This window comes from Vibrio sp. 16, assembly GCF_963681195.1.
Lineage (GTDB): Bacteria > Pseudomonadota > Gammaproteobacteria > Enterobacterales > Vibrionaceae > Vibrio > Vibrio sinaloensis_D.
The window spans coordinates 424,585-437,562 of the sequence record NZ_OY808998.1; the positions used below are offsets into that span (position 1 = coordinate 424,585).

Annotated in this window: 9 protein-coding genes; 3 read left to right on the forward strand and 6 right to left on the reverse strand. The window is 47.3% G+C overall.

Annotated features, from left to right (window positions below; genetic code table 11):
* Nucleotides 1-174 precede the first annotated feature (174 nt).
* Complete coding sequence (locus U9J37_RS16225) at nucleotides 175-528, forward strand: DUF3024 domain-containing protein (protein ID WP_005469533.1); 354 nt, start codon at nucleotides 175-177, stop codon at nucleotides 526-528.
* 42 nt (nucleotides 529-570) lie between these two features.
* Here U9J37_RS16225 and rnb read toward each other — a convergent pair whose 3' ends face one another.
* The gene (gene rnb / locus U9J37_RS16230) at nucleotides 571-2,574 is read right to left on the reverse strand and encodes an exoribonuclease II (protein WP_322414266.1); all 2,004 of its coding nucleotides are present in this window, start codon (nucleotides 2,572-2,574) and stop codon (nucleotides 571-573) included.
* Nucleotides 2,575-3,002: 428 nt separating this feature from the next.
* On the opposite strand from rnb, the gene U9J37_RS16235 reads away from it, so the two are divergent.
* The gene (locus tag U9J37_RS16235; RefSeq protein ID WP_005469478.1) at nucleotides 3,003-4,946 is read left to right on the forward strand and encodes a DEAD/DEAH box helicase; all 1,944 of its coding nucleotides are present in this window, start codon (nucleotides 3,003-3,005) and stop codon (nucleotides 4,944-4,946) included.
* 95 nt (nucleotides 4,947-5,041) lie between these two features.
* On the opposite strand, the gene U9J37_RS16240 is transcribed toward U9J37_RS16235, so the two are convergent.
* Nucleotides 5,042-6,025, reverse strand: coding sequence for a chemotaxis protein (locus U9J37_RS16240; protein ID WP_005469807.1), 984 nt, complete (start codon nucleotides 6,023-6,025; stop codon nucleotides 5,042-5,044).
* Between the two features lie 121 nt (nucleotides 6,026-6,146).
* A complete protein-coding gene (locus tag U9J37_RS16245; RefSeq protein WP_005469606.1) occupies nucleotides 6,147-7,115 on the reverse strand; it encodes an ABC transporter substrate-binding protein in 969 nt (322 codons plus the stop codon).
* A 126-nt stretch (nucleotides 7,116-7,241) separates the two neighbouring features.
* Here U9J37_RS16245 and U9J37_RS16250 point away from each other — a divergent pair, with 126 nt between their 5' ends.
* Nucleotides 7,242-9,182 (forward strand): sensor histidine kinase, encoded by a 1,941-nt coding sequence (locus tag U9J37_RS16250; protein ID WP_005469881.1) that lies wholly within the window; start codon nucleotides 7,242-7,244, stop codon nucleotides 9,180-9,182.
* Between the two features lie 33 nt (nucleotides 9,183-9,215).
* Here U9J37_RS16250 and U9J37_RS16255 read toward each other — a convergent pair whose 3' ends face one another.
* The 3 genes from U9J37_RS16255 to rbsK all read right to left on the reverse strand — a co-directional run bounded on the left by U9J37_RS16255 (nucleotide 9,216) and on the right by rbsK (nucleotide 12,863).
* Nucleotides 9,216-10,763, reverse strand: a complete 1,548-nt coding sequence (locus tag U9J37_RS16255; RefSeq protein ID WP_043886496.1) for a response regulator — start codon at nucleotides 10,761-10,763, stop codon at nucleotides 9,216-9,218.
* Nucleotides 10,764-10,888: 125 nt separating this feature from the next.
* A complete protein-coding gene (locus U9J37_RS16260) occupies nucleotides 10,889-11,902 on the reverse strand; it encodes a substrate-binding domain-containing protein (RefSeq protein ID WP_038212631.1) in 1,014 nt (337 codons plus the stop codon).
* A gap of 40 nt (nucleotides 11,903-11,942) precedes the next feature.
* On the reverse strand, nucleotides 11,943-12,863 hold the full coding sequence (rbsK, locus tag U9J37_RS16265; protein WP_005469626.1) for a ribokinase: 921 nt from the start codon (nucleotides 12,861-12,863) through the stop codon (nucleotides 11,943-11,945).
* Nucleotides 12,864-12,978 lie beyond the last annotated feature (115 nt).

The following is a 12,978-nucleotide window of genomic DNA, read 5'->3' on the forward strand; positions in this document are numbered from 1 at the left end:
AAGCTTCCAAACAGGCTGTCATCTTATTGCGGTTACATGACATTTTTGTGAAAAGCTATGCAGACAGCAAAATTCCGGTTACATAGTATAGAGAGTGCATCTGAACACTAACAAACTTGGTGGTGCTTTAACGGTAAACGTCAATCAGGTGCTAAACCAACTAAGGGAGCCACAATGAGCGTAGTGAGTTTGCTACAAAGGCAAGTGGAGAGTCGAGCGCAGCTCATTTGCCAACAACGTAACCAAAGCTTGCCTGCAGAGCTTGGTAAGGCGAGCTATGAAACGATCGAAAACGGCGTTGTGTTCATCAAACAACATTTTCTACTCGACTCAAGCCACTGTGATTACATGTTGCCTGTCGCAAAGGTCGCATGGTCGGAAGGAAAAAGCAGTTGGGAGCTTTACTTACCGGACCAATCAACCTTAGAAAGCTGGTTGCCCTATCCGTTTCTTGCTCAAAGTAGTGATCTGACAGCAATCATGCGAGAAATCGATAAAGACCCAAAATCGATGTTTTGGGAAGATTAAAAAAGGGTGCGACCAGCGCACCCTTTTTGCCTTTCGAATCGGTTATTCAGCGTCTGAAGTGACTTCCTCAACCGTTTTAACCTCTTCAAATACCTGAGTCGGCTTAGCAACAATGCTGCGGCTTTCTTGGTTTACGTCAGAAAGAACCACTTCCAGAACGTCACCCAAACGGTAAATCACTTCTTTATCGATGGCGATCGTACCCTCGTCAGCATTGCATTCTAAACGCTCTTTATTCGCCAGAATCAGAGAGCCAGGAATAAAGGCGGCAGCGCCATTCTCCACCAAACGAACGCGCATTCCTGCTCGGTTGATGTCAAAAATCTCACCGTGGAACTTCGTCTCTTTTGCTGGCTCATCGGCAAGCGTACGAGCGTACAACCAATCACCTACATTGCGTTCAGCAATCTTGTGATGCTTGCGATGAAGCGCTAGCTCCTCACCGACCGTTTCATCGGCTGTTTGCACTGGCTCTTTACCCAGGATATGGGCTTTAAGCATACGGTGGTTGATCATATCGCCGTATTTACGGATAGGCGACGTCCACGTTGCGTATAGCTCAAGTCCCATTGCGTAATGCGGCAGCGGCTTGTTGCCAATTTCACTGTACGCTTGTGACTTACGGATACGATTATCAAGGTACGAGGTTTCTTGCTCAGCTAACCAGCGACGTAGCGCAGCAAAACCTTCAAGAGTCGCAACAGACTCAGCGGTAAATGGCAATTCACCATCAGGGTTAACCAGTTTAACTACGTCTTCAATCTTTTCTGGCTTGAAGCCTGCGTGAGTGTTAAATACGCCAGAATCAAACGTCGCTTGAAGCGTTTTACCTGCACAGATGTTCGCGGTGATCATTGCTTCTTCTACAAGTCGATTGGCACTACGACGCATATCTGCGTGAATCGCCACAACATCGTTATCTTCACTCAACTCGAAGCGGTAGTCTGGGCGTTCTGGGAACACAACCGCGTTCTTTTCACGCCAATCCGCGCGCGCAAGTGAAAACTCATACAAGTCGCGAACCACTTGAGCTATCTCATCACTTGGTTGCCAAGCTTCAGACGCGCCATTCTCGATCCAATCAGAAACGTGGTCGTACACGAGACGAGCATGAGATTTAATGTTTGCCGCGAAGAAGGCAATGTCATCGCCAATCACACCCTCTTTGCTCACCGTCACGCGGCAACACAATGCAGGACGCTGCTGGTTTTCGATCAAAGAACACAACTCGTCAGCTAGATCACGAGGCAGCATTGGAATGTTGCGGCCAGGAAGATAGATGGTAAAGCCACGTTCACGAGCCACTTTGTCCATTTCGCTGTCTGGCGTGATGTATGCCGTTGGATCGGCAATCGCAATCGTCAGCTCAAAGTCACCTGCTTCGGTCTTTTTGGCGTAGAGCGCATCATCCATATCTTTGGTTGATTCACCATCGATGGTGACAAACGGGATATGGGTCATGTCGAGACGTTCAAGATCCTCGTCATCTATGATTTCCCAATTATCGATACCTGCTGGCTCGCTGTTTGGTAAATCGTTTTGCGCCAATGTCACCCACCAAGGCGCGATCTTGTCATCAGCATCAGTGATCTTCTCGGTAATCTCGACGAAAAAGCCGTTGTCACCTTTCAGAGGATGGCGAACAAGCTGCGCAACAACCCAGTCACCTTCTTTTAGATCGTCACTCTTAATGCCTTTGCGCGTCTTCGCTTTCAGTGACAACTTCTTTAGTTGAGGATGATCAGGAGCAACATTTAGCTTGCCCTTAAACAGCTTTACACGACCAATGAAGCGGTTGAGTCCTTGTTCCAATAACTCTTCTGGCTCAGCTTGTTCACGCTCTTTTTCGGTGCGAATGATCGCCTTAACCTTATCGCCATGCATACACTTTTTCATGTACGGAGGTGGGATGAAGTAGCTTGTCTTGCTATCCACTTCTAAAAAGCCGAAGCCTTTTTCCGTTGCTTTGATGGTGCCTTCTTTTTTTGGAAGGTTTTCTTGAATCTGCTGCTTCAATTGAGCCAGTAACGGGTTATCTTGGAACATCTCTACATTTCTTACTGAAAAAATTGCCCACACTATATCACTGGCACTATAGCCAAGCCACCTTGAGCTGATAACTAATCATTCAATTGTCAGTATCGAAAACCATTTTTGGCTAAGGTTTCAGCGCCGCAGCGCACATCTTAGCCAAGATTCTCTCCGCTGAGAAAAATTTGTGATGTAATTCAATTTTTTCTGGCTTTTTTTATGCTTTTAGGGAATAATCCGCCCCCTTATATCAATGCCCCTCTTGATGTACGACAACTTTGTGCATCCATTTATTAGCGGCATCGATGTGTTTTATGTCCCTAGTGGCTTGATGCGATTTACGACTTGTCCGCATCTGAATGGAATCAGCTCTTATCTGGATTGGTATTGGAATTGGTAGAGCTCGTGGGACCTTTTGTTGACATAAAAATAGTAGGATCCCAATGACAGATTCTGTAATTCAGTTTAGCGATCTAGCGCTTAACGACTCTATCCTTTCAGCTCTTGATGGTATGGGTTTTGTTTCACCAACTCCAATTCAGGCTGCTGCTATCCCGCACCTGTTGGCTGGTAAAGACGCGCTAGGTAAAGCTCAAACTGGTACTGGTAAAACGGCTGCTTTCTCTCTACCTCTTCTTAACAAACTAGACCTTGGTCAACGTAAGCCTCAAGCTATCGTTCTTGCACCAACTCGCGAGCTTGCAATTCAGGTTGCTGCGGAAGTTAAGAACCTAGGTAAGAACATTGCTGGCCTTAAAGTGCTAGAGATCTACGGTGGTGCATCTATCGTTGATCAAATGCGTGCTCTTAAAAACGGTGCTCACATCGTTGTAGGTACGCCAGGTCGTGTTCAAGACCTTATCAACCGTGACCGTCTACACTTAGACGAAGTACACACGTTCGTTCTAGACGAAGCTGATGAAATGCTAAACATGGGCTTTGTTGATGACGTAACTGAAATCATGGAGCACGCTCCTGAATCAGCGCAACGCGTTCTATTCTCTGCGACTATGCCTCCAATGCTTAAGAGCATTGTTGAGCGCTTCCTACGTGACCCAGAAACCATCGACGTTGCGGGTAAAAACCACACGGTAGACAAAGTAGAGCAGCAATTCTGGGTTGTTAAAGGCGTAGAAAAAGACGAAGCAATGTCTCGTCTTCTAGAAACAGAAGAGACTGACGCGTCAATCGTATTCGTACGTACTCGTCAAGATACTGAGCGTCTGGCTGACTGGCTATGTGCACGTGGCTTCAAAGCGTCTGCACTACACGGTGACATTCCTCAGTCTCTACGTGAGCGTACTGTTGATCACATCAAACAAGGTGTTATCGACATCCTAGTTGCAACTGACGTTGTAGCTCGTGGTCTTGATGTTCCACGTATCACGCACGTATTCAACTACGACATCCCATTCGATGTTGAATCTTACATCCACCGTATCGGTCGTACTGGCCGTGCTGGACGTAAAGGTAAAGCGATCCTTTTAGTTCGTACTAACCAGCTTCGTATGCTTCGCACTATCGAGCGTGTTACTAAGTCATCAATGGAAGAGATTCAACTTCCTCACCGTGACAAAGTTGCAGAATCTCGTCTAGCGAAGCTGGGCGCTGAGCTAGAAACTGAAAAAGAACACAAGGCACTAGAGAAGTTCTCTGAGTTGGTTGAAAAACTGCAAGAATCTCTAGAGCTAGATGCAGCGACACTAGCAGCCATCCTGCTTAAGCGTCAGCAAGGTAAGCGCCCACTGTTCTACATTGGTGAAGATCCAATGATTGAAGCGATTGAGCGTGATAAGCAACGTCGTAAAGAGCGTCGTGAAGGCGGTCGTGATGGTCGTCGTGAAGGTGGCCGCAGCTTCGACAACCAAGATTGGGATACTTACCAATTCCAAGTTGGTCGTGAGCAAGGCGTACAAGTTAAAGACATCGTTGGTGCACTAGCAAACGAACTTGGCCTAACAAAAGGCTCTATCGGTGCGATCAAACTAGCACAAGGCGAAACTTACGTTCAGCTACCAAAAGCAATGTCTTCAGATACAGCGGGCAAACTGCGTAAGCTACGTATCCGTCAGAAGCAAGTTGACGCGGTTGTGTGTGACTTCAACGATTTCCGTGAGCCTCGTCGTGGCGGTGGCCGTGATGGCGGTCGTGGTCGTCGCGATGGTGGCGGCTACCGTGGTAACCGTGACGGCAACCGTGAAGGTGGCTACCGTGGTAACCGTGAAGGCGGCCGTGATGGTGGTGGCTACCGCGGCAACCGTGATGGCAACCGCGAAGGTGGTCGTCGTGATGGCGAGCGTCGTTTTGACCGTAACCGTGGTGGCGACCATCGTGGTAACTACCGTGGCGAACGTGGCCATGGTCGTGACCGTCGCAGCGAAGGTTAATCAACCTCTGAACATGAAAAAAGGGTACGCATTGCGTACCCTTTTTGTTTATGTTGACTCGCCGCTTAGTCATAAAGCGGCAAGTAGCAGTAGTCTTAGTTACTCTTTCCGAAAATATACTTGTCCATCATCGCGACCATACGGCCAATCTCTGGTTTCGTGATAGTGTCATTCGCTCCCAAAGCCAGTGCTTTCGCTCTGTTGTCCTCACTCATTAAAGACGAGAACATCACAATCGGCATACTTGCGTACGCTTCGCTGTCACGTAAACGCTTCACAAGGTGCATGCCATCCATTCTTGGCATTTCAACGTCCGTCACGACACCATCGATCAGCTCACTAACAGGCAAGTTTTCCTCTTTCGCCACTTCAATAAGATTCATCAACTTATCGTGCGCTTCCCCACCATCTTTACAAGCGATAATGTTGTAGCCTGCTGACGTGAGTGTGTCTTGAATCATCGAGCGAATAAACGCCGAATCGTCTACCACCATAACGGTTTTTGCGTTTCGCTTGGTCACCATACGCTGGTTTAAGTCGACACTCTTGTCCAACTTCACATCGTACTTTTCCATGCTGAGTTCAGGGTTGATGTCGGCAATGATCTTCTCAAAGTCTAAGATCATGATCAGGTTGCCATCTTTACGAACCACTGCCACCACGCAATCTTGCTCCCCCGCTTCTAAGAATTGGCTTGGTGACTCTACGTCATTCCAAGAGATACGGTGGATGCGACTGATTGAATCGATCAGGAAACCATTGGTCATATTGTTGAAGTCTGTGACGATTACAAACTTGCGACTCAGATCCTTATCGGTAGGCACCCCCAACCAACCCGCTAAGTCGACGAGCGGAGTAAGAATATCACGCGACGAAAACACCCCGACCATATGTGGCTGAGCATTGGGGTAATCGGTGGTTTCCGGTACTTGAATTACCTCACGGACTTTCGCAACGTTAATACCGTAATAACAGGTCTTCTTGCTGCCATCAGGCATCTGCTTGACCAGATGAAACTCGATAATTTCTAACTCGTTAGTACCACTTTCCGTGAGTATCGTACTACTTGATACACTCATATTTTCTTTTTGCCTACGCTAAACTTTCGGGGTATACACCTTTGTAACTGCTATTAAGTCATTTGTAAATTTCATTTGCAACGGTTACCCATTGTTGTGATTGACTCAACACCGAATTACTCTAATCAATCGCTTGCCAATGACTTGGAGGCGTCAACCCCCACTTTGCCATCGCCGCCTTCGAATAGATTGCGTTTCCCTGATTTCCGATTTGAATCGGTATACTGCGAGCCGATTCGCCATTTACTATTTTATTCACCAATTGCCCTGCCGTCACGCCCTGACTTTTACCAAACAGCACCACGCCACCCGCCGCTTTGTCGCTCGCGACAGCAAAATCCCAAAAGCCAAATACTGGTATCGTAGAGTTCTGGTTCGTCCAGACGATGATCTCGTCTGCAGGTACGTTTTCACCCGCGCTATCAACCAGAGTTTGATAGAGGCCGACAATCACCACAGAGACCCCATCATCGGGCGCACTTAAAATGGACTCCTGCCACTCATTTTGTGTCCTTGCGCTGACAATCTCGACATCCACGCCGAGGTTAGAGTGAATCAAGGAATACTGGCGCTCGATGTGCTGCCGAGCAATGTGTGACGTCACCCCTGAGTCAAACATGATTCGTACATTCATTTGCTCAACGGGTATGAGCCGCTTTAGTTCACCAATCGTTTTAACAAACAATGGTCGCTCCAATACACCTGTAATTTGTGCTTGCCCTCGATAATTCTTTAATACCTCTCGAGGGTTAGAGTTGATACCTAAAAATACTACCGAGATCGGCTCATCATAGAGTTTTGGCCACAAATACTTTAGCGCATTGTCATCACCCAAAATCACGATATCCGGTTTGTACTCAATGTATTTGACAAAAGCGAGCTCCGCCATTTTTTCATATTCAGTTGGCGGCACTCTTTTGGTATCCATTTGAAACGAGTCAAACTCAATACCCGCTTGCAACGTTTGCTTAATGCCCTCGACATAGCTTTTATCCCAAGCGAACCCAGAATGGTAACTTTCAATCAGCAGTACCTTATTCGCAAGCGCTGGGAAGGACAACAAAAAGAGTAGACATAACCATGGTCGCATAAGCGATCTCCACTGAATACTTCATTTCAGTTTAGTCAGCATACGCGTATTTACCTAACCAAAACGCGCGTTGATTAAAAAGACCTAGCTATACTGGTACTTATAGTCCTTTTGCAGCAGATCATTATGAGCCGAACCAAACAGTTTGAAGAGAGTATAGATAACCCATTTTACAGTCGAATTGGTCGACGTATTATTCTCATTATGATTCTGCTCAGTGGTGCCATCACGTTGCTAACGACGCTGGTGCAACTCTCATGGGAGTATTCAGAGCAATTTGATTCTATCGATCAACGTCAGCTTGAAGTGCGTGACATTCATGCTCCCCTTCTCGCTTCGTCACTTTGGTCGTTTGACCTTGTTGGGTTGCAACAACGCCTTGATGGCTTGGTGAACTTGCCGCGAGTCGCTTACTTGAAAGTCGTCGCGGATGGATACGTGTTTGAGGCGGGCACAAGCATACAAGAGAATTCAATACAGTCGCAGTACCCTTTATTCCATAAAAACCCTGACTCTTCAGTTCTTGAGCGAATTGGGCAAGTCTACGTCGAGTCCGATGCCAACGAGGTCTACGACTACCTAATTCGCGAGTTTATCTACACACTTTTACTCAATATGTTCAGAACACTCGTCGTCTGCGCCATCTTGCTGATCGTCTTTCATCGCAGCATCAACCAAAGAATCTTTGCCATAGCGCAGTACCTTCGCACCTACAATCCGCGTCATCCAGCAGAGCCACTTGAACTGCCCGCTTCATTTTGGGTATCTAGTCATGGTGATGAGTTGAGTTGGCTAGGCGAAGAAACCAATAAAATCACCACCAATGTATCACTCCTCTACCAAAACATTCGCCAAGAGCAAATTAGGCTCAATGATTTTGCGATGGTCTCTTCCGATTGGCTGTGGGAAACCGACGAGACAGGGCGAATGATCTATTGCTCTGAGCAAATGCAAGTGGCACTCCAAATCGACATTGAACAAAAGCCTACTATCACAAACATAGAAGCATTGAAAACGTGTCATGAACTGCATCGCCACCTGCTCAGGCATTCTGATTTTTCTAAATGCGAACAACAAATTACCCTCAATTGCATCACCCACTACTTCATGTTTCAAGGACGAGCAAACTTTGATGGCGATAAGTTTCTGGGCTTTCGGGTGTCGACCATCAACATTACGGACCTCAAGTTAGCCCAACTCAATTTGCAAGAGTTAAATCGAAACCTTGAATATACCGTTGCCGAACGTACGGTCGATTTGAAGCAAAGCATGGAGCAGTTGCACCGAGCACAAGACCAACTCGTTGAAAGAGAGAAACTTGCCGCGCTTGGTGGTTTAGTCGCGGGCGTCGCACACGAAGTCAACACACCACTCGGGATTGCCGTGACCGCAACGTCGGTCATTCGAGATGCCGCCAACGAACTCAATACCGCATTCAGCAACCAAACTCTCACCAGCACCCAATTTGAGCAAGTCATGACGCGCCTAACCGATGGCGGCTCCATGCTTGAAACCAATTTAGACCGAGCGGCGAAACTGATTCGCGACTTCAAACAAACCGCAGTGGATCAAGTCTCCGAAAGCCGTAGCCAGTTCCGTATTCACCATGTACTAGACGCTCTGATCGCTAGCTTGCACCCAGAAACGCGTAAAGTTCCCGTGGACCCAATTCTAAGTGGTGACCAGCAACTACAAATGAACAGCCTTCCCGGCGTGTTGACGCAGGTGATTTCAAACCTCATCCTCAACAGCGTCAACCATGCGTTTGAGCAGCAAGAGGCCGCTCAAATTGACATCCACTATTACCAACAGGGCGATGACATCATCTTTGAATACAAAGATAACGGGTGCGGTGTAGACAAGTCACTGCATCAAAAAATATTTGAACCATTCTACACCAGTAAGCGGGGAACCGGTGGTTCAGGGCTAGGCTTGAACTTAGTCTTCAACCTTATTTCGCAAAAACTTAAAGGTGAACTTAGTTTCGATTCTGAAGTGGGCAAAGGGGTTCAAATGATCATTACTCTGCCCAAAGATTTACCTTACGAACCCGACGAAAATGAATGAACCTCGCCTACCCAGGACACAGAGCCCGCGATATTAATCGGGCAGAGAATTGCGTATATCGATGAAGTCTTGCCAATTGTCCAGCATCAACTCAACGAGTTTAGGTTCGAAATGGAGGCCACTCTGGGAAATGATTTCCTCACGGATTTTTTCTTCACTCCAAGGCTCTTTGTAACTGCGCTTTGATCCCAAAGCGTCAACCACATCCGCTAATGCAGCAATTCGACCACTTACAGGAATCGCCTCACCCGCAAGACCATTTGGGTAGCCGCTGCCATCCCATTTTTCGTGATGATGACCCGCGATTTCTTTGGCTACGGCAATCAATCGACGCTTCGATTTACTCAATATATCGACCCCATAATCGACATGCTTTTTCATCACTTCCCACTCTTCAGGCGTGAGTTTACCGGGTTTGTGTAAAATCGAATCCGGGACGGCGACTTTACCCACATCATGTAAAGGTGCGGCGAGTTTAAGCATCGTCACCTGATCGTCATCGAGGCCATACAACTGGCCGAGTCGCTCACAGATAAGAGCAACCCTTTGAACATGCGCGCCCGTTTCTTTACTACGCGCTTCTACTGCGTTGGCCAAATTGTACACTAGCTCTTTTGATGTTTCTTTGATGTCAAGAAGTAGGCTGAGGTTTTCAAAGGTTAGGCCAATGTTGTGCATGTAGATCTCCAATAACTGGACATCTAACTCGTCGAGGTTTCGGTTGTAGTTCACATAGAGAATGCTGTCGACACCTTGATGATCATTGGCATACAAAACAAAGGCATCACCAAAGTTTTTAGAGCGTCGTTCATCTAGCGCTTCTTTGCATCGGTCAGCGACCTCCTGAGGCAACTTTTCGAACATACATTCGCTGTAACAGTCCACGTAGTCGCCCGAGGCAGCTAGCGTCATGGAACGTGATTCTTCGCCGTGAGCACGGGGCTTCACCACGCAATAAAATGCAGATTCTTCGAGCTGCAGTAAGGACGTTAACTGCTCTAAAACAGAACTGGCATACGCTTGAAGCGTAGTGGTATTTTGCACTTTAGCGGATGATTCAATCACTTTGCGTAAGCCATTTTTTTGCGCCTCAATGAGTTTGAGGTCGCGATAGGCGCGCAACATAGAATACAGGACGGTTTTTAGTTTTTGGGTTGTCAGTTCGGTTTTTTCTTTGTAGTCGTCAATTTCATATTCGCGAATGACGGTATCTTCCGGAGCTTGCCCTGCTTGCCCAGTGCGAAGCACTAATCGAATGACTCGATTTTGTAGCTCATCTCGAATGTAACGGACCAGCTCTAGCCCTGCATGCTCCGTCTCCATAACAACATCGACCAGAGCAAGAGCTAGATCCGTTTCCTCACGGCATATCTGTTGCGCTTGGTGACCAGAATAGGCAGAGATCAACTCCAGTTGCTTGCCATCAAACTCAAAACAGGAAAGTGCTAAACGCGTGACCTGATGCATTTGTTCATCATCATCCACCAGCAGCACTTTCCATTTTTCTCGCTCCGATTGTGACTGAGCTGATTTTTGCTCACTCGGCGCGGCTTTTTCTCGGTGATCGACAAACAGATCCATTGCGTTACCCACTTATCCTTCATACTAAGTTAGGTTTAGCACATGCTCATAGAAGTTGCTCACTCTTTATAACCAATATGTTAACTCACATTGCAACGTGACCTATGGCAAGAATCCAACCACAATCACGAGGATTGTTTTGGTGCAGAGACCGATTGCCGCTCCACTAAACTCGGCTCAAGTTGTACGACCTGAGGATCCAAATAGCTGTTGTTTAAACGCTGCAATAACGCCTCAACCGCCGCTTTGCCGAGACGGTATTTGGGTTGATGAATGGTCGTGAGTGCTGGAGTCATAAATTTCGAGATTTGAATATCATCATACCCAATGATCGACAAGTCCTCTGGGATTCGAATGCCTTTCTCGTGGGCGGCATTGATCACGCCCATCGCCATCATGTCATTCGACACGAATATCGCGCTAGGCAGTTCCCCTTTGGCAAACATTTGGTTGAATGCCTCATAGCCACCTTCACATTCAAAGTCAGATTCCACAATCCAGTTGGGGTTAAAATCCAACTCAGCTTCATTTAGCGCGCGTTTGTATCCTTCATAACGCATTTGAGCCTGATGTTTGATTAGAGGTCCCGTAATACAACCAATCGATTTGTGTCCGACATCAATCAGGTGTTTCGCCGCAATGTAGCCGCCGCGGAGGGAGTTATCTTGAATTTTATCGCTGGTAAACAACATCGGCCCCCAGTCCATGACCACCACAGGGATATCTGAGTACTTCTCGAACACATCAATGCGCTCCCCTTCTAATGAGGAACACATCAAAATCAGCCCATCGACCCGCTTTTGCAGTAGCGTGTTGATCGATTCACGCATACGCGCATTGTCACCTTCGGTATTACACAGTATTAGGTTGTAGCCTTGTTGATAGCAGCTTCGCTCTACCCCTTTTACGACTTCACCAAAAAACGGATTGGTTGAGGTGGTCACCAACATGCCAATGGTTTTCGTTCGGTTGACTTTCAGGCTTCGAGCCAGTGCCGAGGGAGTATAGTTGAGCTCAGTCGCCGCCTTGTTGACGCGTTCTGAGATTTCTTCACTGACGAATCGCGATTTGTTGATTACATGACTCACCGTAGACGTAGAAACACCAGCAAGTTTGGCAATATCTTTCATTGTAGCCATGTAATCCTCTCCGTCGATTGGCTTGGGCAATTGCCCCTAATTAATTGCGCTCAGCGAGAAAAGCATCGACTTCGCCACGTGTTGGAATTGAAGTCTGAGCGCCAAATCTTGTTACAGAGATTGCGGCCGCCGCATGAGCAAACTTGATGGCTGATTCTAGAGGTAAATCTTCCAATAGACCAGTGACCAATGCCCCATTAAACGTATCGCCAGCAGCCGTGGTATCGGTAGCCTCTACTTTAAAGCCCGGAATCAACTTACCGCGACCATTTTGGCTCAACCACACGCCTTTCGCACCAAGAGTAATCATCACGAGCTCGATGCCCTTACCGTGAAGTGCATTCGCCGCCTCTTGCGCGGTTTCGTTATCGTTAACCGTGATACCTGTTAGCACCTCCGCTTCGGTTTCATTTGGGGTGATCACATCGACGCAAGCCAGCAGTTCATCAGACAACTCACGAGCCGGAGCAGGATTCAAGATCACGTTGGTCTTCGCTTCTTTGGCTACTCGCGCCGCCTTTTCAATGCCGCACATTGGCGTTTCAAGTTGCATCAGTAAGTACTTAGCTTGGCGAATTCGCTCCAAATCAGGTTCAATCGATTCTGCTGTCAGCTTGGCATTCGCCTCCGCGGAAATACAAATACTGTTTTCACCACTGTCCGCAACTTGGATCATTGCGATCCCCGTTGGGCAATTGGGCTGCATTTTGACGCCATTAATATTGATGTTGTCCATTTTGAAGTTTTCGCGAATGTTGATGCCGAACGCATCATCACCCACGCAAGCGATAAACCCAGTGTCAGCATTCAATCGCGCTGCCGCGACCGCTTGATTCGCCCCTTTACCGCCTGGAATCACTTGATAGTTGCGGCCGTGAAGCGTCTCGCCAGGACGTGGAAAAGAAGGCACTTGAAGAACATGGTCAACGTTAACACTACCTAAAACCACTAACTTATTCATACGGTTTTCCTCGACTCGAATGAGCCCTTATCTATTTGAACAGGAATAATAAGTTTGTACTCTCGCAAGAACACAAACTTAAGTGCCCTCCTCTCCCCTACGACAGATAAAAGAG

Excerpts from the sequence above, each read along its gene's own strand:
- U9J37_RS16260 (WP_038212631.1), bottom strand. The coding sequence starts at position 11,902 with ATGGCTACAATGAAAGATATTGCCAAACTTGCTGGTGTTTCTACGTCT.
- U9J37_RS16225 (WP_005469533.1), top strand. The coding sequence starts at position 175 with ATGAGCGTAGTGAGTTTGCTACAAAGGCAAGTGGAGAGTCGAGCGCAG.
- U9J37_RS16235 (WP_005469478.1), top strand. The coding sequence starts at position 3,003 with ATGACAGATTCTGTAATTCAGTTTAGCGATCTAGCGCTTAACGACTCT.
- U9J37_RS16250 (WP_005469881.1), top strand. The coding sequence starts at position 7,242 with ATGAGCCGAACCAAACAGTTTGAAGAGAGTATAGATAACCCATTTTAC.
- rbsK (WP_005469626.1), bottom strand. The coding sequence starts at position 12,863 with ATGAATAAGTTAGTGGTTTTAGGTAGTGTTAACGTTGACCATGTTCTT.
- U9J37_RS16240 (WP_005469807.1), bottom strand. The coding sequence starts at position 6,025 with ATGAGTGTATCAAGTAGTACGATACTCACGGAAAGTGGTACTAACGAG.
- U9J37_RS16255 (WP_043886496.1), bottom strand. The coding sequence starts at position 10,763 with ATGGATCTGTTTGTCGATCACCGAGAAAAAGCCGCGCCGAGTGAGCAA.
- U9J37_RS16245 (WP_005469606.1), bottom strand. The coding sequence starts at position 7,115 with ATGCGACCATGGTTATGTCTACTCTTTTTGTTGTCCTTCCCAGCGCTT.
- rnb (WP_322414266.1), bottom strand. The coding sequence starts at position 2,574 with ATGTTCCAAGATAACCCGTTACTGGCTCAATTGAAGCAGCAGATTCAA.